Annotated in this window: 15 protein-coding genes; 7 read left to right on the top strand and 8 right to left on the bottom strand. The window is 72.6% G+C overall.

Annotation, left to right across the window (positions count from 1 at the left end; translation table 11 throughout):
- Nucleotides 1-12 precede the first annotated feature (12 nt).
- From ABT345_RS10475 to ABT345_RS10440, 8 genes are all read right to left on the bottom strand, one after another.
- Entirely contained in the window at nt 13-618 is a 606-nt protein-coding gene (locus ABT345_RS10475; protein ID WP_345086545.1) for a response regulator transcription factor, read from the bottom strand.
- 127 nt (nt 619-745) lie between these two features.
- Nucleotides 746-1,972, bottom strand: a complete 1,227-nt coding sequence (locus ABT345_RS10470) for a sensor histidine kinase (protein ID WP_345086697.1) — start codon at nt 1,970-1,972, stop codon at nt 746-748.
- A 46-nt stretch (nt 1,973-2,018) separates the two neighbouring features.
- On the bottom strand, nt 2,019-2,756 hold the full coding sequence (locus ABT345_RS10465) for an ABC transporter permease (protein ID WP_345086547.1): 738 nt from the start codon (nt 2,754-2,756) through the stop codon (nt 2,019-2,021).
- A complete protein-coding gene (locus ABT345_RS10460) occupies nt 2,753-3,721 on the bottom strand; it encodes an ABC transporter ATP-binding protein (protein WP_345086549.1) in 969 nt (322 codons plus the stop codon). The genes ABT345_RS10465 and ABT345_RS10460 overlap by 4 nt, the downstream gene beginning before the upstream one ends.
- 143 nt (nt 3,722-3,864) lie before the next feature.
- The gene (locus tag ABT345_RS10455; protein ID WP_345086551.1) at nt 3,865-6,003 is read right to left on the bottom strand and encodes a hypothetical protein; all 2,139 of its coding nucleotides are present in this window, start codon (nt 6,001-6,003) and stop codon (nt 3,865-3,867) included.
- Nucleotides 6,004-6,220: 217 nt separating this feature from the next.
- A complete protein-coding gene (locus ABT345_RS10450) occupies nt 6,221-6,688 on the bottom strand; it encodes a DUF6113 family protein (protein WP_386459315.1) in 468 nt (155 codons plus the stop codon).
- Entirely contained in the window at nt 6,685-7,656 is a 972-nt protein-coding gene (gene mshB / locus ABT345_RS10445; RefSeq protein ID WP_345086553.1) for an N-acetyl-1-D-myo-inositol-2-amino-2-deoxy-alpha-D-glucopyranoside deacetylase, read from the bottom strand. Before mshB ends, ABT345_RS10450 begins: the two co-directional genes overlap by 4 nt.
- A gap of 176 nt (nt 7,657-7,832) precedes the next feature.
- Nucleotides 7,833-8,027: a hypothetical protein gene (locus ABT345_RS10440; protein WP_030287173.1), complete on the bottom strand. Its 195-nt coding sequence runs from the start codon at nt 8,025-8,027 to the stop codon at nt 7,833-7,835.
- A gap of 273 nt (nt 8,028-8,300) precedes the next feature.
- On the opposite strand from ABT345_RS10440, the gene ABT345_RS10435 reads away from it, so the two are divergent.
- The 7 genes from ABT345_RS10435 (at nt 8,301) to ABT345_RS10405 (ending at nt 18,914) form a co-directional block, all read left to right on the top strand.
- Complete coding sequence (locus ABT345_RS10435; protein ID WP_345086555.1) at nt 8,301-10,481, top strand: prolyl oligopeptidase family serine peptidase; 2,181 nt, start codon at nt 8,301-8,303, stop codon at nt 10,479-10,481.
- A gap of 464 nt (nt 10,482-10,945) precedes the next feature.
- Entirely contained in the window at nt 10,946-11,980 is a 1,035-nt protein-coding gene (locus ABT345_RS10430) for an ABC transporter permease (protein ID WP_345086557.1), read from the top strand.
- Nucleotides 11,981-12,082: 102 nt separating this feature from the next.
- Entirely contained in the window at nt 12,083-13,882 is a 1,800-nt protein-coding gene (locus ABT345_RS10425) for an ABC transporter substrate-binding protein (protein ID WP_345086559.1), read from the top strand.
- Nucleotides 13,883-13,996: 114 nt separating this feature from the next.
- The gene (locus tag ABT345_RS10420) at nt 13,997-14,968 is read left to right on the top strand and encodes an ABC transporter permease (RefSeq protein WP_345086561.1); all 972 of its coding nucleotides are present in this window, start codon (nt 13,997-13,999) and stop codon (nt 14,966-14,968) included.
- A gap of 11 nt (nt 14,969-14,979) precedes the next feature.
- Complete coding sequence (locus ABT345_RS10415; RefSeq protein WP_345086563.1) at nt 14,980-16,041, top strand: ABC transporter ATP-binding protein; 1,062 nt, start codon at nt 14,980-14,982, stop codon at nt 16,039-16,041.
- Between the two features lie 12 nt (nt 16,042-16,053).
- Nucleotides 16,054-17,211 carry an ABC transporter ATP-binding protein gene (locus ABT345_RS10410; RefSeq protein WP_345086565.1) on the top strand — a complete coding sequence of 386 codons (1,158 nt, stop codon included), beginning with the start codon at nt 16,054-16,056 and terminating at the stop codon, nt 17,209-17,211.
- Between the two features lie 395 nt (nt 17,212-17,606).
- Entirely contained in the window at nt 17,607-18,914 is a 1,308-nt protein-coding gene (locus ABT345_RS10405) for an SUKH-4 family immunity protein (protein ID WP_345086567.1), read from the top strand.
- Nucleotides 18,915-19,008 lie beyond the last annotated feature (94 nt).

Raw genomic sequence — 19,008 nt, 5'->3', positions numbered from 1 at the left:
GCGCGCCCGCGCTCAGAGCCATCCCTTCTCCCGCGCCGTGCGGACCGCCTCGGCGCGGTTGCGGGCGCCGGTCTTGCGGATGGCGTTGGAGAGGTGGTTGCGGACGGTGCCCTGCGAGAGGTGGAAGTGGCGGGCCAGTTCGGCCTGGGTGCCGCCCTCGTCCGCGCGGATCAGGATCTCGCGTTCGCGGTCGGTGAGCGGGCTGACGCCGTCGGCGAGGGCGGCGGCCGCGAGCGCCGGGTCGATGACCCGCTCGCCGCCCAGCACCCGCCGGACGGCCTCGGCGAGGCGGGCCGCGGGGGCGTCCTTGACCAGGAACGCGGCGGCGCCCGCCTCCATGGCGCGGCGCAGATAGCCGGGCCGCCCGAAGGTGGTGAGGATGACGATCCGCACACCGGGCAGCGCGGCGTGCAGGGCTGCCGCCGCGTCCAGACCGCTCATGCCGGGCATCTCGATGTCGAGCAGCGCGACGTCGACGGCGTGCTCCCGGGCCAGCGCCACGACCTCGTCGCCCCGGGACGCCTGGGCGACGACGCGGAGATCGTCCTCCAGCTCCAGCAGCGCGGCCAGCGCCTCCCGGACCATGGACTGGTCCTCGGCGAGCAGCAGACGGATCATGCGATCAGCTTACGGGGAACCCGGCGGCGGGCCGGTGACCGGCCGGAACGGCGAGGACCACACGGCACGCAGCACACGGCACGCGCCGGGCGCCCCGGCCGCCGGGCCCGCCCCGCCGCGGCGCGGACTACCGCGCCGCCCCCGGTGCGGACGGCGCCGCCGGGGCCGCGTCCGCCGGGCCGTCCCCACCCCCGTCGGGGACGGCCTCCCCTTCCTCCGCCGGCACCGGCACGACCGCCGCGAGCCGGAAGCCGCGGCCCTCCCCCGGCCCCGTCTCCAGCCGGCCGCCGCTCAGCGCGAGGCGTTCGCGCAGACCGCCGAGGCCGTTGCCGTCGGCGGTGCCGCGTGCCGCGCCGACGCCGTCGTCCGCGACCGTCAGCCGCAGCGCGGGCGAGCCGTCCGGGCCGGTCTCCCCGGTGAGCCGCAGCGTGCAGCGCCGGGCCCCGCTGTGCCGGACGACGTTGGTGACGGCCTCCCGCAGCGCCCAGGCCAGTGCGGACTCGACCGCCTCCGGCAGCGGGCGGTCCCGCTCCAGGGCCGGGTCGGCGTCCACCGCGATCCGGGCGGTGCGCAACGCGGCGCGCGCCCCGGCCAGTTCGACGGCGAGGCGGGGCCTGCGGTAGCCGGTGACGGCCTCGCGCACGTCCACCAGGGCCTGGCGGCTGACCCGTTCGATGTCGGCGACCTGCGCCGCGGCGTCCGCGGGGCGGGCGGGCAGCATCCGGCCCGCCAGCTCGCTCTTGAGCGTGATCAGCGAGAGCGAGTGGCCCAGCAGATCGTGCAGGTCACGGGCCATCCGCAGCCGTTCGTCGTTGGCGGCGAGGCGGGCGACCTCCTCCCGTGCGGCGCGCAGTTCCTTCGTCGTACGGATCAGGTACTGCACGCCGATCATCGTGTAACCGATCCCGAGCGCCGGGAGGCCGTACGCCAGGAGGTAGTAGGCGCGGACCTCCGGGAAACGGAGGCCGACGGTCAGCAGGACGACGGTGACGAACGGGACCGACCAGCGGGCGTGCTCCCACGGCAGGACGACGCCGGTGGCCACCGAGGTGAAGATGAACAGCACCAGCCAGTTCGGGCCGAGATGCCAGGTGAGGACGGTCGCGAGCGTCAGCAGCGCGGCGAGCACCGGGTAGATCGCCCGCGGGGTGACGCCCCGCCACATGTGCCGGAAGACCAGCGCGAAGTAGAGCACCACGTACCCCGCGAGGCCGACGGCGCCCAGGACGCGGGTGGTGGGCGGGGCGGGGCTGGTGAAGAGGTCGGCGACCGGGCCCGCGAGGTAGAGCATCCAGACACAGATCCACAGCGCCTTGGAGACCGCCTGCCGCCAGGTGCGGGGCGCCTGCCCCATCCGGATCGGGTTGTGGTCCTCCGCCCCGCGCTCCGTCGTCACGTCGTCATGCCTTCCGGGTGTCCTTGCGGTACAGCCAGGCCGCGCCGCTCACGAAGAGCGCCAGGTATACCAGGAGGACGGCGACGTCCTTCGGGTGCGGTCCGCCGCCGCCCTCGACGGCGGTGCCCAGCGCGGCGTACGCATGGGTGGGGACGTAGTCGGCGAGGCTCTGCACCCACTGCGGCAGGATCGTCAGCGGCATCCACAGACCGCCGAGGAAGGCCAGGCCGAAGTAGCAGAGCATGCTGATCGGGCGGACCGCGTCGCCGGTGGCGAGGTAGCCGATGGCGACGCCGAGGGCGGCGAAGACGAAGCTGCCGAGCCAGAGGGAGACGGCGATGGCGGCCCACTGCCAGGTGTCGAGGCGGACGCCCTTGACCACCGCGCCGGCCAGCAGCACCAGCACGATCGACGGCAGGCTGACGGTGGCCGCCGCGGCGATCTTGGCGGTGACGTAGCCGCGGCCGGGCAGCGCGGTCAGCCGCAGCTGGCGCACCCAGCCCAGCTCGCGCTCCTTGGCGATCTGCTCGGCGTTGCCGAGGAGGACGGCGGTCATGGCGCCGAACGCGGCCATGGCGACCATGTAGTACATCCCGGTGTCGACCTGCATCCCGGGCATCCGGCTGCCGCCCGCGCCGCCCGCGATGATCAGGTAGAGCCCCGGCGGATAGATCACCGAGAAGAACATGAACTTCTTGTTCCGCAGCGCGCGGCGGATCTCCAGCGTGATCAGGGTGGTCATCGTCCCGCCTCCCCGGCGGTGGTGGTGTCGTCGGTGGCGGCGGTCAGCGCGAGGAACGCCTGCTCCAGGCCGAGCCCGGCGACCTCCAGGTTCCGCGGGTAGAGACCGAGGCCGTAGACCGCGTGGACGGTCGCGTCGGCGTCGTTCGACCGGATGCGGACGGTCCGGCCGGAGACCTCCAGTGCGGTGAGGGCGGGCAGTGCGCGCAGCGCCTCGCGGTCGGCGGCGGTGTCCAGGTCGAAGGCGATCCGGCGGGCGCCGGCGCGGGCCTTGATCTCGGCGGCGGTGCCGTCGGCGAGGACGGTGCCGCGGTGCAGCACGATCACCCGGTCGGCGATGGCGTCGGCCTCTTCGAGGTAGTGGGTGGCGAAGAGGACGGTGCGGCCCTGCTCGGCCTGGGCGCGCATGGTGCCCCAGAACGCCTGCCGGGCGGAGACGTCCATACCGGTGGTCGGCTCGTCCAGCACGATCAGGTCACTGGCCCCGGCGGTGGCGAGGGCGAAGCGGACCCGCTGCTGCTGGCCGCCGGAGAGCTTGCCGATCATGCGGTCGGCGATGCCGGTGAGGTCGGCGGCGCGCAGGATCTGATCGAGCGGGTACGCGCGGGGGTGCAGGTCCCGGGCGAGGCCGACCAGTTCGCGGACGGTGACGCCCTGCATCAGGCCGCCGCTCTGCAGCATCGCGCCGACCCGGCCCTGGGCGATGGCCCGTTGCGGGGTGGTGCCGAAGAGGCCGACGGTGCCGGAGTCGGGGGTGCGCAGCCCGAGGAGCAGATCGAGGGTGGAGGACTTGCCGGCGCCGTTGGGGCCGAGCAGGGCGACCGTCTCGCCCGGGTGCAGCTCCAGGTCGATGCCGTCCACGGCGCGCACCGCGCCGTACCGCTTGGTGACCTGGCGGAAGCTGACCACGGGCGCCGGATCCGTCCGGCGCGCCGGGGCCGGGACCGCGGTGGGGGTTGTCGTCATGCCCTCAAGCCTCGCGGCAGGAGGGGGGCCGGCGGCAGTGTCGGCCGTCCGCAATCCGCCATGACATCTGTCATGGGCGAGGCCCCCGGGCCGGCTCCGTCCGGAGCCGCCGCGGGGGCCTCGTCGCCAGGGGTGCGGGCCGGTCAGCCCGCGCCGATGGTCTGCACCCGGTCGGCGGGCGTGGTGCCCTGGAGCGCCAGCTGCACCGCGCTGGCCACCTCGGCGGGGGTCACCGGCTTCTTGCTGCCGTCGCCCTTGGTCAGCAGGACGCCGTTGAAGGTGTCGCCGTAGAGCGCCTGGAGGGCGGCCTTGTCGTAGAACGGGACGAGGCTGCCGTCGGGCGCCGGCCGGAAGGAGAGGAACTTCGGGATGGACTTCTCCGGGCTGAACGACACGGTGTGCGCGGCGTCCGTGCGGACGGTGATCAGGCCGGACATCGCGGGCTCGGCGAACTGCTTGAGCGCCTTGTCCACCGCCTCCTTGGAGACCTTGGGCTCCTGCGTGGAGGCGGCCAGCGTCAGCGTCGGCTGGGTGCCGGTGGCGACGCGCTCGCGGTAGGCGTCGGCGACCTTCTTCTTGGACGCGGCGACGTCGACGGCCTTGTGCGGCTTGCCGTAGTGCGGGACGGCCTTGCCGCCCTCGAAGGTGATGCCGCCCTCGCCCGGCTGCGCCCCGCCGGAGCCGCCGGCGACCTGCCGCAGCGCGATCTCCAGCTTCTCGTCGTCGGTGGTCATCGCGGGCTGCGCGGTGCGCGCGACACCGAAGAGCGAACCGATGACGGAGACCGGGTTGTAGTCCCGGCCGGAGGCGCCTCGCACGGTGGACTGCACATCGACGCCCAGGCCCGCCCTGACCGGGTCGAGGCTCCGCTCGGCGCCGTCGACGGTGAGCTTCAGCGGCTGGCCGGTGCGGTCCTTGAGCGCCGTCTCCAGCTTCTTGACGGCCTCGTCCTTGGCCTGGCCGCCGATGTCCACGCCGAGCGCGGTGGTGTTGTTGGGCACGTCGGCGTGGTCGAGGAGCAGCCCGGCGCCGTAGGCGACCGCGGCGAGGACGACGACTCCGGCGCCCGCCAGGACCAGCTTGTTGCGGCCCTTCTTCTTCGGCGGGTTGATCGGCTCGGGGATCTTGGGCAGCGGCGCCGGGGCCTCGCCGTCCTTGCCGGGACCGGACGGACCGTCGGTGGCCGGGACCTTCGGGATGCCGCCGACGAGCGTGTCGCCGGCGCCCCGGCCGCCGGCGTGGGGCCCGGAACCCTTGGGTCCCTTGGCGCCCTTGGCCGACGGCTTCGGGCCGGCGGCGAGACCGCCGGTGATGCCGGCCGGGGCGCCGGTGCCCGGCCCACTCGGCGCGGTGTCGCCCGCGCCCGGGTCGCTGAAGCCGGGCGGCAGGGTGACCGTGCTCCGGCCGCGGGCGGGCCCGGTCGTGGGGCCGCTGGGCGCCTTGGCCGCGGGGGTGTCGAACGGGCTCAGGTCGCCGGCGGGCGCGTCGAACGGCGAGGCGGCGCCGGGCGCCGGGGCGTCGAACGGCGAGGTCTCGCGGGCCGGGCTGCCGCCGCCGTCGAACGGCGAGAGACCGAGCGGGTCGCCGCCGGACGGCTCGGCGCCACCGGCCGGGGCGTCCGAGAAGTACGGCAGGTCGGGGCGGGACGGCGCGGCGCCGCCCGCGTCGCCCGCACCGGGCGCGCGGTGCGAGCCGGTGGTGGACGAGGCGCCGGGCGCCGGGTGCGAACCGGTCGTCGAGGACGCGTCGGGCGCGGGGTGCGAGCCCGTCGTCGAGGAGGCGCCCGGCGCCGGGTGCGAGCCCGTCGTCGAGGACGCGCTCTGGCCCTTGCGGGGCGCGAACCAGGAGCTGGTGGGCTCGCCGGAGCCGGACGGGGCGCTGCCGGGCCGGGCCGCCGCGCCGCCGGGGCGCTGAGCTGCGGGCGAGCGGCGCGGGAGCCGGGGCTGGGTGCCGGCCGGGTCCGCCGCCGCGTCGGGAGCGGGCGCGGCGGCCTCTCCTGACGTGCCGTTCGCTCCGGTCGACCCGTTCGCTGCGCTCATGCCGGACTCCTCACCCACGGGCTTGCGCACGACGACGGGCGGGATGGGCCGCGAGCCCGGAATGTTGATTTTGATCCGCGTCGTCAGCGTGGTCTCGGTCTTCTGCTCCTCCGGCTGCGCGGCGGCACCGGTCGCCGCCTCGCCTTCTCCCCTGGGCGTGCCGTACGGCGGCGTTCCCGAGGGGTAGACGGCGTTGCCCCGGCCCTGGGGGCCGGAGGACGAACTGTCAGATTCACGACTCAAAGCAGGTTCTCCCGGTTGGCTCCGCCGCTCGTCAGAGGTGATCTCGGGTCTCGTCCCGGGGGGCGCCCGAGGGCGGCGCGGCGGCGCGCACCACCATACTGGCCGCCGCGCAGGGGTACCCGAGGAGCACGGGAAGACCACGACGACGGGGGAACCCCCGGCGCGCGGCCAACTCCCCCCGTGCGCTGCGGCTTGTGTACAGGTTTGGGGCCGGTGATCAGGCGGCCCGGCCGGGCGGTGCACCCAGTGCACGGCGCTGCGCCGCGGTGGCACAGATCACAGCCACCAGGATCCCGCCCAGCAGGAAGAGGTACGAGCCGAGCCCGGCGCCGAAGAGGAAGTCACCCTCCGGACGAGTGGTTCCCAGCAGCAGGAAGACGGTGACCAGCCACGCGGCGCCCGGCACCAGCACCCCGGCGACGGTCTCGGTGGCCCGCCCGCCGCCGTACAGCAGTCCGGTGAGCCCGGCCAGCGCCAGCAGCAGTCCGCCGGGGAACCACGCGGCCTGCAGCAGCGCCCCGGCGGGCGCGACCAGCACCCCGCCGATCAGCAGCAGGACGTACAGCGCGATCCGGCCCGGCGTCACCGGGCGGGCCATCGCCGCCGCGGCGCCGCCGCCCTGGGGGCGCGCCCCGGAGGTGCCCGCGCGGGCCCGCGGGGTGCCGTTCTTCTTCTCCTCGCTCATGCGCCCGCCTCCTGGTGGCCGTCGGTGGCGTGGGTGGCCGCGAGGTCGCCGGAGGTCCCCGCGAAGAGGTCGTGCTCGCGGCCGCCGGCCGCCGGGACGGCCCTGCCGCGCGCGAGCCGGTAGTACTCGGTGCCGAAGAGCGGCTGCCCGAGGTCGTTGGAGAGGGCGAAGAACGGGCCGTCGACCGCGATCTGGGTGGCGTGCGCCCGCATCGCGGCGCTCTTCGCCGCGCGGTGCGCCGCCTCGCCCGCGATCTCCGCGGTGACCTCGGCGTCCGCCACGACGCCGGGAACGTCCTCGACGGCGGCGATGCCGGGGAAGGAACGGCCCGCACCGCGCAGGGCCGCGAAGCCCTTCTCGACCTCAGAGCGGGGGCTGCAGTTCCAGTAGATCTTTTCGATCGCACACGATGCGCCGAGGTCCGGCCGGAACGCGGCGTCGGCGGCCAGCTCCGCGGCGCGCATCGCGACGCGGTGCGCCTGGATGTGGTCGGGGTGGCCGTAGCCGCCGTCCGGGTCGTAGGTGACCAGGACCTGCGGGCGGATCTCGCGGACGACGGCGACCAGATGGGCGGCCGCCTCGTCGACCGGCGTCGCCCAGAAGGCGCCGGGGCGGTCGTTCTGCGGGGCGCCCAGCATCCCGGAGTCGCGGTAGCGTCCCGCGCCGCCCAGGAAGCGGTGGTCGGCGACGCCGAGCGCGGCCATCGCGTCGGCCAGCTCCTTGACGCGGTACGGGCCGAGCGCGTCGTCCCGGTCGGGCGCCAGATGCGCCAGCTCGGGCGGGATGACCTCGCCCTCCTCGCCGCGGGTGCAGGTCACGAGCGTGACGTGGGCGCCCTCGGCGGCGTACCTGGCCATCGTGACGCCGTTGTTGATGGACTCGTCGTCCGGGTGCGCGTGCACCAGCAGCAGACGGCGGGGCCGGTCGGCGCCGGGGGGCGCGGGCGGGGTGGGGGCGGGCTCCGTCATGGGAACAGCCTACGAGCCCGGGGCCCGCGCCCGGCACACGCGCCCCGCGGCCGCGCCCCGCGCCCGCGGCGGGCCGCCCGCCCGGGTGCGGACATGCCGCCGCCCGGCCCCGGGGCGTGGTCCGGTGGCCGGGCGGGCGACGCGGGCGTGATCGCGCAGGCCCTACGCGCTGTACGTCAGAATTTGATACCCCCGAGCATCCCGGCGACGTTCGTCGTCAGCTGCTTGATCGTCGGGGCCACGGACGAGCTGGCGAGATAGAAGCCCAGCAGCATGCACACAAACGCATGCCCGCCCTTCAGCCCGGCCTTCTTGACCAGCAAGAAGACGATGATCGCCAGCAGCACCACCGCCGAAATCGAGAGTGCCACGGCGGTTCACCTCCAAGTACGCACGGACCTGACAGATAGGAGGGAGCAAAGCCGTCGTCACGGCTCAACTCCCGCGTGTGCAAAGGGCTCTTTACCCCGTACCCACTACGCGCAAGGGATCATAACTTTCCGCGCGCGCGCATATGTCGGTGCACGGGAGCAGACGAGGGGCGCACGCCGGATTCGCTGCTGCGACGGCCGTCGCCGCGACCGCCGGACGGGCGGTGTCCGGAGTTCCGTACGCGGGGCGGGGGTACGCCATAGGGTCGGCCCATGACCGGACAGTCTGGCTCCGTGCCCTTCCCCCGTCAGCACGCCCGCACGCAGCGCTTCACGCTGGGCGCGCCACGCGGCTACACCGTCTCGCCGGACGGCGCCCGGGTCGTCTTCCTCCGCTCCGGCTCCGGCACCGACCGCACCCATCAGCTCCGCGTCCTCGACACCGCCGAGGGCCGGGAGTTCACCGCCGCCGATCCGCTCGCCCTGCTGTCCGGCGCCGAGGAGGAGCTGTCGGCGACCGAGCGGGCCCGCCGGGAGCGGACCCGGGACGGCTCGGCGGGCATCGTCGGCTACGCGGTCGACGCGGCGGTCGAGGTGGCGGCGTTCGCGCTGTCGGGCCGGCTGTTCACCGCCGAGCTGCGGGCCGGCACCGCCCGCGAACTCCCCGCCACGGGCACGGTCGTGGACCCGCGCCCCTCCCCCGACGGCCGGTACGTGGCGTACGCGGCGGACGGCGCGCTGCGGGTGGTCCGGGCCGACGGGGAGGGCGACGGCGGCGACCGGGCGCTGGCCACCCCGGAGGGGCCCGAGGTGACCTGGGGGCTCGCGGAGTTCGTCGCGGCCGAGGAGATGGGCCGCCACCGCGGCTTCTGGTGGTCGCCGGGGAGCGACCGGCTGCTGGCCGCCCGGGTCGACACCGCGCCGGTGCACCGCTGGTGGATCACCGACCCGGCGCACCCGGACCGGCGGCCCGCCGCGGTGCCGTACCCGGCGGCGGGCACCCCCAACGCCGAGGTGACCCTGGCCTTCCTGGGCCTCGACGGCTCCCGTACGGACGTGACGTGGGACCGCGAACGCTTCCCCTATCTCGCGCGGGTGCACTGGTCGGCCGCGGGCCCGCCGCTGCTGCTCGTCCAGAGCCGCGACCAGCGCACCCAGCGGTATCTGGCGGTCGACGAGGGGAGCGGCGCGACGCGCACGGTGCACGAGGACACCGATCCGGAGTGGAACGAACTGATCGCCGGCTCCCCCGCGTGGACGCCGGACGGCCGGCTCGTCCGGGTCGCGGACACCCCCGGCGGCGCGGAGCCGGGCGCGCGGCGGCTGTTCGCCGGGGACCGGGCGCTGACCGCGGCGCCGCTGCACGTCCGCGCGGTGCTGGACGTCGGCGAGGACGACATCCTCTTCGCGGCGAGCGGCCCGGAGCTGCACGACATCGGCGTCTTCCGGGTACGCCACCGCGGCGACGGCCCGGCGGCGGTGACGCGGCTCGGCGCCCGGCCGTACCCGACGGTGACGTCGGCGGTGCGCGGCGGCGACGTGGTCGTGCTGTCGCAGGCGAGCCTGGAGCGGCCGGGCCCCCGGGTCGAGGTGGTGCGGCTGGGCGCGGACGGCGCCGAGGAGAGCCTCGCGGTGATCGGCTCGTATGCCCAGCAGCCGGTGCTGACGGCCCGGCCGCGGCTGGTTCTCGCCGGGGAGCGGGACATTCCGTGCGCGGTGCTGCTCCCGGAGGGCTACACGGAGGGCGACGGTCCGCTGCCGGTGCTGATGGATCCGTACGGCGGGCCGCACGGACAGCGGGTGGTCGCGGCGCACCACGCCCATCTGACGTCGCAGTGGTTCGCCGACCAGGGCTTCGCGGTGATCGTCGCGGACGGCCGGGGCACCCCGGGCCGCTCCCCGGCGTGGGAGAAGTCGATCTCCCGGCGGATCGCGGAGGTCGCGCTCCAGGACCAGGTGGACGCCCTCCAGGCGCTGGCCGGGCGTTTCCCGCTGGATCTGACGCGGGTCGCGATGCGCGGCTGGTCGTTCGGCGGCTATCTCGCGGCGCTGGCCGCGCTGCGCCGCCCGGACGTCTTCCATGCGGCGGTGGTCGGCGCCCCGGTCACCGATCTGCGGCTGTACGACACGCACTACCAGGAGCGTTATCTCGGCCGCCCGGACGAGGAGCCGGCGGTGTACGCGGCGAACTCGCTGCTCACGGACGAGGGGCTGTCCGGGGCGCGGGAGCCGCACCGCCCGATGATGGTCATCCACGGGCTGGCGGACGACAACGTCGTGGTGGCGCACTCGCTGCGGCTCTCCTCCGCGCTGCTGGCGGCGGGCCGTCCGCACGAGGTGCTGCCGCTGTCCGGCGTGACCCACATGACGCCGCAGGAGCAGGTCGCGGAGAACCTGCTGCTGCTCCAGGTGGACTTCCTGAAGCGGTCGTTGGGCCTCGCCGACGCGGGCTGACGGGCGCGGCGCCCGGACGGGAGCACGGTCCGGGCGCCGCTCCCGTACCGCCCGTCCGGCGGCGCCCCGAGCGGCTGTTTTCGGCCACCGCATGCGGACGGCGTACGGTCGGTGACGCAGAATGTGCCAGGGGTGACGTTCGCCCTCCGGTCGGCCCGTGGCACCCCCGCAGCCGTACGCAGTTCAGCAAGGCGCGTCCGTATATCGGTGAAGCGACGGCCAAGTTGCCGTCGTGTTACGGCAATTGAACGGCTTATGTCCGTTATTCCGTACATCGTTGCGGGGTGTCAAGCACGCCCTTGCGTCGATCTGCGCAATCTTCGCTCAAGAAGCGAACGACCTGCGCATCAGCGCACCCGATCCCCTTGACTCCGCCATAAATCACTTGCGAAAGTCCGCTCATCCAGCGGTGCGACCGGCGCCGCTTCACGTTCCAAGAGAACTCGGCGCGGGGGCACTTCGCGATGACTAGTCCATCCCAGACCGCGGCTGCACAGTCCGATTCCCCAGGGCTGGAGCCGGAGGGTCTGAAGAAGGAGAAGAACAGCAAGGGCGGTGAGCTCGTCGGCCGTTCCCCCGGCCAACTGATGTGGGCGCGGTTCAAGCGGGACCGCACCGGCATGATCTGCGGCGTCGTCGTTCTGGCGTTCTTCGTCATCTCGGCGCTGGCCCCGGTCATCGCGTCGCTGTACGGCAAGGACCCGTACACGTTCTACTCCAACAGCGACCCGAACCTGCTCGACGAGTTCGGCTTCCCCTCCGGCGCCAACGGCGGCGTCTCCGGCGACTTCTGGTTCGGCATCGAGCCCCAACTCGGCCGCGACCTCTTCACCCAGCTGCTGTACGGCATGCGGACCTCGCTGGGCATCTCCGTCGCCGTAACGATTCTCGTGGTCATCACCGGCACCATCCTGGGTGTCACCGCCGGCTACCTCGGCGGCCGCACCGACTACTGGCTCGGCCGGGTCATGGACTTCCTGATGGCCTTCCCCAGCCAGCTGACGTTCGTGGCGTTCATGCCCGTCGTCGTGGCGCTCTTCGTGCCGCCGGGCGACGAGACCCCCACCTACATCCGTGTGGTGGCGCTGATCCTCGTCCAGTGGGCGCTGGGCTGGATGGGTCTGGCGCGACTCCTGCGCGGCCAGGTCCTCTCGCTCCGCGAGCGGGAGTTCGTCGAGGCGGCGCGGATCACCGGCGCCTCGCCCTGGCGGATCATCCGCAAGGAGCTGCTGCCCAACGTGGTCACCCCGATCCTGGTCCAGAGCACCTACATGCTGCCGCTGTTCGTGACGGCGGAGGCGGGCCTGTCCTACCTCGGCGTCGGCATCATGGAGCCGACCCCCGACTGGGGCCGCCTCTTCCGCACCGCGGGCAACATCTACGAGAGCGACCCGACCTTCCTGCTGTTCCCCGGCGCCGCGATGGTCATCTTCGTCCTCTGCTTCAACCTGCTCGGGGACTCGGTCCGGGACGCCTTCGACCCCAAGTCCGGTCGCTGATCGTCCACTTGAGGGGGCCGCTGTCGCCCCCGCCGCCGGCTCCCACCGGACGCGTCAGACAGCACATCTGGATACCAAACCGACAGGCAGGTGCTTGGACCCATGAACGCACTCTCACCGCGCAGAGCACGCGCAGTCATAGTGGCCCTCGCGGCCGGTTCGCTCGCCCTCACCGGCTGCAGCGCCGGCAGCGGCAACGACAAGGACAAGTCCCAGACGGACGCCGACGCGGCGTCGCAGGCCGACAGCGTCCCGCTCGGCACCGCGGCCGACTCGGCCGGTCCGGCCAAGCCCGTCAAGGGCGCCCAGTCCGGCGGCACCATCCGCGTCTACCAGCGTGACAGCTACAACCACCTGGACCCGGCGCAGATGTACGTCAGCGACATGAAGTCGCTGTCGCAGCTGATCTTCCGCGGGCTCACCAGCTTCCAGCAGGACGACAGCGGCAAGCAGAAGGTCGTCGGCGACCTCGCCACCGACGCCGGGCAGATGTCCGACGGCGGCAAGACCTGGAAGTACACGCTCAAGGACGGCATCAAGTTCGAGGACGGCACGCCGATCACCTCGAAGGACATCCGCCACACCATCGAGCGGATGTACGCGAAGTTCATCACCGACGGTCCCACCTACGTCCAGCAGTGGCTGTCGGGCGGCGGCACCACCTACCGCAAGGCGCTGCCGGACGGCCCGTACAAGGGCGACCACCTGCCGAAGACCGTCCTGGACACCCCGGACGAGAAGACCATCGTCTTCCACTTCAAGCAGCCCCAGTCGCAGCTGCCCTACGCGCTGACCATGCCGGGCTACAGCGTGGTCCCGGACGGCGCCAAGGACACCAAGGACAACTACGACGTCAAGCCGGTCACCTCCGGCCCGTACAAGATCGCGTCGTTCAAGGCCGGCAAGTCCATGCAGCTGGTGCGCAACACCAACTGGGACCCGAAGACCGACTCGATGCGGCACCAGTACCCGGACGGGTACAACATCACCTTCAACCACCAGGCGTCGGACTCCACCAAGCGCCTGATGGCCGACCAGGGTGAGGCCAAGAACGCCATCAGCCTCACCAACGCGGTCGAGCCCACGACGACCAAGCAGGTGCTGGACAACCCCAGCGCCAGCAAGCGCCTGGTCCAGGGCTACCAGCCCTACGTGTGGCAGATGAACTTCAACATGGACCGCATCAAGGACAAGAAGATCCGCGATGCGATCACCTACGCGCTGCCCAGCAGCCAGATCGTCCGCGTCAACGGCGGCAGCTACGGCGGCGAGGTCGCCGGCGGTCTGCTCGCCCCCACCGTCGCGGGCTACAAGAAGGGCTACGACCCCTACGGCAAGCTCTCGCACCCCAACGGTGACCCGGAGAAGGCCGCGAAGCTGCTGAAGGAGGCGGGCAAGAAGGGCATGAAGCTCGTCTACGCCTACTCCAACACCGAGGCGCGCCAGAAGGAGGCCGTCCTCATCGAGGACGCGCTGAACAAGGCCGGCTTCAACGTGCAGAAGAAGGAGGTCGACGCCGCCTCCTGGTACCAGCAGATGGGCAAGGTCGACAACGGCTTCGACATCTACATGACCGGCTGGGGCCAGGACTGGCCGGACGCCTCCACGGTGATCCCGCCGTCGTACGACGGCACCACCATCCAGGACGGCTCGTCGAACTACTCGCACGTCAACGACAAGCACGTGAACGAGGAGATCGCCCGCATCAGCAAGATCGCTGACGCGAAGAAGGCGACCGAGGAGTGGCAGAAGCTGCACCAGTACATCGTGGAGAAGGTCAACCCGGCGGCGCCGGTCTTCTACACGAAGACGCTGCAGCTCTACGGCTCGAACATCGGCGGCGCCCGTTACAACAACGACGTCAGCTACATCGACCCGAACACGCTCTTCCTCAAGAAGTAAGCGTCCGGAAGGCACTCCGGAGAGCGCGCGCACGGCGGAGCGCGCGCTCTCCGGGGCCTTCGTGGCCCTCCTCATCGCCCACAGCCGCCGCCGTCCTGAGAGCAGCGAACTGTCATGCTTCCCTTTCTATTTCGCCGGACGTTCGGCGCGATCGTCACCCTCATCCTGCTGAGCGCCGTCACCTTCTTCGTGTTCTTCGCGGTCGGCGACCCGGCCCTGATGGCCTGCGGTAAGAACTGCACCGCCGACAACATCGCCCTGATCCACCAGAACCTCGGCCTCGACAAGCCCCTGCCGACGCAGTACTGGGACTTCCTGTCCGGCATCTTCGTCGGCCGCGACTACAGCATCGGGCACTGCAGCGCCCCCTGCTTCGGCTACTCGTTCGCCACCAAGCAGGACGTCTGGGCGACGATGGTCGACCGGCTGCCCACCACCGCCTCGCTGGCCCTCGGTGGCGCCGTGGCGTTCCTCGTCATCGGCATCGGTGCCGGTCTGCTCGCCGCGTGGAAGCGCGGGACCTTCCTCGACAAGGCCGTCACCAGCATCTCGATGGTCCTCAGCTCGGTGCAGATCTACATCCTCGGCCCCATCGTCCTGGGCATCTTCGTCTACAGCGGCGTGATGGACTCGCCGAAGTACGTGGACCTGACCAGCAATCCGGCGGGCTGGTTCATGGGCCTGCTGCTGCCGTGGCTGGTGATGTCGACGATCTTCACCGCGCAGTACACCCGTATGTCCCGCTCGACGATGATCGAGCAGCTCCAGGAGGAGCACGTCCGCACCGCCAAGGCCAAGGGCATGCCGGCGCGTTACGTCTTCCTCCGCTACGCCTGGCGCGGCTCGCTGATCCCCATCGTCACCATCCTCGGCATGGACCTCAGCTCGCTGTTCGGCGGCGCCATGATCACCGAGTTCACCTTCTCGCTCGCCGGTATCGGCCGGCTGGCGATCGACTCCGTCACCACCCTCGATCTGCCCATGGTGCTGGGCGTGATGCTCTTCAGCGCCGCCCTGATCCTGGTGTTCAACATCATCGTGGACGCGGCGTACGCCTTCATCGACCCGCGCGTGCGCCTGTCCTAGGAGAGCCTGAAGTGACCACACTCCCCACGACCGAAGGCACACCGGCCCCGACCGGGTCCGACCCCTTCCTGTCCGTGCGCGACCTGCGCGTGCAGTTCTCCACGGAGGACGGCATCGTCAAGGCGGTCGACGGCCTCTCCTTCAACCTGGAGCGCGGCCAGACCCTCGGCATCGTCGGCGAGTCGGGCTCCGGCAAGTCCGTCACCAACCTCGCCGTCCTGGGGCTGCACAACCCCAAGTCGACGACGATCAGCGGCGAGATCCACCTGGACGGCCAGCAGCTGACCGGAGCCCGGGAGAAGACCCTGGAGAAGCTCCGCGGCAACAAGATGGCGATGATCTTCCAGGACGCGCTGACCGCCCTGTCGCCGTACTACACGGTCGGGCGGCAGATCGCCGAGCCGTACATGAAGCACACCGGCGCCTCCAAGCGCGAGGGCCGCCAGCGGGCCATCGAGATGCTGACCAAGGTCGGCATCCCGCAGCCGAACCTGCGGGTGGACGACTACCCGCACCAGTTCTCCGGCGGTATGCGCCAGCGCGCGATGATCGCGATGGCGCTGGTCTGCAACCCCGAGCTGCTCATCGCGGACGAGCCGACGACCGCGCTGGACGTCACCGTCCAGGCGCAGATCCTCGACCTCCTCAAGGACCTCCAGCAGGAGTTCGGCTCCGCGATCATCCTGATCACCCACGACCTCGGTGTGGTCGCGGACGTCGCCGACGACCTGCTGGTGATGTACGCGGGCCGGGCCGTGGAGCGCGGCTCGGTCAAGGAGATCCTGACGCAGCCGCAGCACCCGTACACCTGGGGTCTGCTCAGCTCCATGCCGCGGCTGTCCTCGGACGTCAACGAGGCGCTGTACCCGATCCCCGGGTCGCCGCCGAGCCTGCTGAACCCGCCGTCGGGCTGCGCCTTCAACCCGCGCTGCTCCTTCCCCGCCGAGGTCGCCGGCGGGCTGTGCACCGAGAAGCGTCCGGCGCTGCCGGACGGGCGGGCCGCCGCCTGCCACCTCAGCGCGGAGCAGCGCCAGACCTTCTTCACCGAGCAGATCAAGCCCCGGCTGGGCTAGGGAGCCATCACCATGACAGACCACGTCACTCTCCCCTCGCCCCGGGACGCCGCCCCCACGCCGGGCGAACCGCTGCTCGTCGCCGAGGGCCTCACCAAGCACTTCCCGATCTACGGCGGCTTCCCGTTCAAGCGGAAGGTCGGCGCGGTCAAGGCGGTCGACGGTGTCGACCTGACCGTCCACGCCGGCGAGAGCTTCGGCCTGGTCGGCGAGTCGGGCTGCGGCAAGTCGACCACCGGCCGGCTGCTGACCCGCCTGATGGAGCCGACCTCCGGCAAGATCACGTACGCGGGTCAGGACATCACCCGGGCCAAGCGCAAGGAGCTGGCCCCGGTCCGCTCCGAGATCCAGATGATCTTCCAGGACCCGTACGCGTCGCTGAACCCGCGGCAGACGGTGGGCACCATCATCGGCGGCCCGATGGAGATCAACGGGATCAACCCGCCCGGTGGCCGCGAGAAGCGGATCCGGGAGCTGCTGGAGACCGTCGGCCTCAACCCGGAGCACTACAACCGCTTCCCGCACGAGTTCTCCGGCGGTCAGCGCCAGCGCATCGGCGTGGCGCGGGCGCTCGCCCTGGAGCCGAAGCTGATCGTCGCCGACGAGCCGGTCTCGGCGCTGGACGTCTCCATCCAGGCGCAGGTCGTCAACCTCCTCCAGGACCTCCAGCGGGAACTGGGCATCGCGTTCCTGTTCATCGCCCACGACCTGGCGATCGTGCGCCACTTCAGCCAGCGGGTCGCGGTGATGTACCTCGGCAAGGTCGTCGAGGTCGGTACCCGCGACGAGATCTACAGCCGGCCGCGCCACCCGTACACCCACGCGCTGCTGTCGGCCGTCCCGGAGGCGAAGTTCACCGAGGCGGAGGAAGAGGAGAAGCAGCGGATCCGGCTCGCCGGTGACGTGCCCTCGCCGGTCAACCCGCCGTCCGGCTGCCGGTTCCGTACGCGCTGCTGGAAGGCGCAGGACAAGTGCGCGACCGAGGAGCCGCCGCTGGTCCAGATCACGGGGAACGACGCGGGTCACCTGACGGCCTGCCACTTCCCGGAGGAGCCGACGATCGCGGCGCGCGGCGAGGACATCGTCCTCGACCCCGCACTGGCCGCGGCCGAGGAGGCGGCGCAGGAGGGCCCGGCGGACGACGCCGGCGCCTCCGGCAAGACCCTTTGACCCGGTCTCAATCGCCTCCGCTCGGAGCCGGAGCCCGCTTCCCACACCCCAGCATGACGGGAGGCGGGCTTTGGCCTTTTCGCGTCCGGGCGAGGCCGAAGGGGCCGGGCTGCCGCTCGGTGGGTCTGCGTTCCGGGTGCCGGGGCTTCCTTCGGGGCCGGGGTCGCGTTTTCGGGGTGGAGGTCAGGGTTCGTGCGGGCGGGGGCCGATTCTCCGCTGGCTCCTGGTTGAACCCTTAGGGGGTACGGGGCGGGGCCGGGCGTCGCGTCGGCCGGAATCCCCTACGGGACCGGGGTGAAGTCCCTTACGGGGTAAGGGCGGTGGGAGCGGGCCGCGGGGCCGGGTCGGCGTTCGCGTGCGGCCGGGTTGTCAGTGGTGGCTGCGAGGATCTCCGCATGACGACCGATACGCCGCACGCGGCCGGGACGCCGCTTCCGGACGCCACGCTCGACACCGTTCTCGCCGACCCCGCCCTGCTGCTCCGCGCCGATCGCGCGCAGATCCGCGGGCAGTTGTCGTCGTCGCCGCGCGCCACCGCCGCCGCGGAGGACGGCCGGGTGGTGTTCCGCCAGGCCGAGGCCATATTCGGCGGGGCGCCCGTGGTGCGCGCCGAGTTCGCGTCCTGGCTGCACTTCGCCGCCACGGTGCTGGGGCGCGCCGGGTATGCCGAGCGGATCGCGGCGGCCGAGCCGGGGATGCCGTGGCGCACGGAATGGGCCTGGTGGCGGCCGGTGGGCCATCACACCGCGCACCCCAACCTCAGCGGCGACAGCGGCGCCCAGGCGTATGTCCACGAGGGCCGGGAGGTGCTGGAGGTGTCCGGCCTATGGTGCTCCAGGCGCTGGTTCGACCTCGCCTCCGGCGCCCCGGTGGCGGCGCCGCCCGCGGGCACGGCGCAGCCGCTGCGGGCCGATGACGGCGACCTTCCCTGGCTCTTCGGCACGGAGGACGAGGACCCGGCCCTGGCGGTGCCGCCCACCTGGGAGGAGCCCGAGCCGCTGGACGCCGGGGGCCGGTATCTCCTCCAGGAGGCGCGGGGCGTCGCCGTGCTGCGGGCCGACGCCGCCATCCGGAAGGGCTGGCCGACCGGCGGTGCCTCGTACGCCTCCGCCGAGGACGGCAGCCCCGGGGGACTGGACTCCCCGGAGGAGGACGGCCCGCTCACCGCCGCCCGCATGGACGACACCTTCGGCCCCGGCGGCGTACGGCGCATACCGGAGGACGGCCTGCCCGCCGCCCTGGAGCACGCGCCGACCCGGACGTTCCTGCGGGAGGTCGGGCTGCCCGCCTGGTGGGCCGGCGGCGTCGTCTCCTTCACCGCCGCCGAGACCCTGCGGCCGCTGCCGGACGACCCGGAACTGCTGGTCCTGGGCGTGTTCGAGCTGTGCCACGCCGAGACGGGCACGGTCTGCGTGCACCGCACCACCGGCGAGATACGCCTGCTGCACACCGAGGGCGACACCACCCACCCGCACTTCTTCTTCTCCCGGGACGCCGAGACGTTCACCGTCTTCCTGGAGTCCCTGCGCCGCTACATGGGCGCGAGTTGGGATCCGTATCCCGAGGAGGCGGGCGCGGCGTACGACTACGAGTTCCGGATGGCGGAGCTGGACCCGCGGGCCCTGGACGAGGAGGCACCGTCCCGGGAGATCTGGGGCCATCTCTTCGCGACGATCACGGAGTTGGGGGTTTATGGGTACTGACTGAGGGGGCGGTGGCCGCCTGGGGCTGAGGCCGGTGGCGCGGCGCGGGGCTGAGGCCGGTGGCCTCGCCGGCGCCCGGGACGCGCCCCGGCCC

It is taken from the genome of Streptomyces sp. NPDC000404 (genome assembly GCF_040300365.1).
Lineage (GTDB): Bacteria > Actinomycetota > Actinomycetes > Streptomycetales > Streptomycetaceae > Streptomyces > Streptomyces ramulosus.
Note: the sequence above shows the minus strand (reverse complement) of the source record. Positions and strands in the feature narration are given on the sequence as shown.